The sequence below is a fragment of the Vibrio sp. Vb0304 genome (assembly GCF_033338995.1).
Lineage (GTDB): Bacteria > Pseudomonadota > Gammaproteobacteria > Enterobacterales > Vibrionaceae > Vibrio > Vibrio alginolyticus.
In genome coordinates this window covers 1-1202 of sequence record NZ_JAWOTT010000216.1, presented here as the reverse complement: position 1 = coordinate 1202, position 1202 = coordinate 1, and the positions used below count along the sequence as shown (strand labels likewise).

The 1202-nt window shown below is 43.9% G+C and carries 2 protein-coding genes; both read left to right on the top strand.

Annotated features, from left to right (window positions below; translation table 11 throughout):
• Nucleotides 1-545: KpsF/GutQ family sugar-phosphate isomerase (locus R7P35_RS25110; protein ID WP_318093115.1), on the top strand; the 545-nt coding region annotated here is incomplete at its 5' end.
• A gap of 90 nt (nt 546-635) precedes the next feature.
• Nucleotides 636-1199 carry an LPS export ABC transporter periplasmic protein LptC gene (gene lptC / locus R7P35_RS25105; RefSeq protein WP_005467805.1) on the top strand — a complete coding sequence of 188 codons (564 nt, stop codon included), beginning with the start codon at nt 636-638 and terminating at the stop codon, nt 1197-1199.
• The last annotated feature ends 3 nt before the right edge of the window (nt 1200-1202 follow it).

The following is a 1202-nucleotide window of genomic DNA, read 5'->3' as shown; positions in this document are numbered from 1 at the left end:
CTGGCCCTCAAGAAGCTTGTCCACTTGGCCTTGCACCAACCAGCAGTACCACTGCAACTTTAGTAATGGGCGATGCGCTAGCAGTTGCCCTACTTCAAGCGCGTGGATTCTCAGCAGAAGACTTCGCTCTCTCACATCCTGGTGGTGCTTTAGGAAGAAAATTGCTACTTAAGCTGTCTGATATTATGCACTTCGGAAATGCATTACCGAAAGTGTCTCCGGATGCGTTGATTCGCGATGCGCTTTTGGAGATTTCAGAGAAAGGTTTGGGAATGACCGCAATCGTGGACGAGCACGATGCTATGCTTGGTATATTCACCGATGGTGACTTACGCCGCACTTTGGATAAGCGCATTGATATTCATACCACGGCTATTGGCGAAGTCATGACGAAAAATCCAACCACAGCACATCCAGAAATGTTAGCAGTGGAAGGATTGAACTTAATGCAGAACAAAAACATCAACGCACTTATCCTATGCAAAGAAGATAAAATCGTTGGCGCATTAAATATGCATGATTTACTAAAAGCTGGTGTGATGTAATATCGGCAACACGAAACATTCAAACGATTGATTACACAGATTAAGGCAATAGTCAGGGAAGTACTGAGCTAAACAAAAGGCCTTTAATATATGAGTTTTACTCGCCTTATTTATTTGCTCTTGGTTTTCGTCGTCGCATGGTGTGGTTATTACCTGCTCACACCAAAAGGTAACGATGCAATTCAAGTAGCCCCAGACACCGAACTGCCATTGTTCAGTGGAACTGGTTTAGAAAACATCACCTATGGTGAAGATGGTGTACGTAGTTACATCATCCGCTCCAACAACTTAGATTACTATGCTAAGAGTGGAGAAACGATTTTTAACAGCCCTACCTTGATGGTTTACCGAGAAGGTAGCGTCGTCGAGTGGAAGGTAACAGCCACAAGAGCTGTTTTAGATGAAGACCAAGTGCTGACTTTGTACGACAAAGTCTTAATGCAAAACCTATTACCGGGCGCCAGTTTCGATACGATGGCGACCGATAAGTTGGTCATCAATCTAACCAATCGTGATTTTAAAGCCGATCAACAAGTAATGTTGGTTGGACCGCAATTTGAAACTACTGGAGGCGCGATGCAAGGAAACTTAAAACAGCACACCGCGACTCTAACGAATGAAGTTCAAGGTCGATATGAAACCGTTACACCTTAGTCT

What these genes read in the sequence shown, in the direction of transcription:
- lptC (WP_005467805.1), top strand. Translation starts at nt 636, where the DNA reads ATGAGTTTTACTCGCCTTATTTATTTGCTCTTGGTTTTCGTCGTCGCA.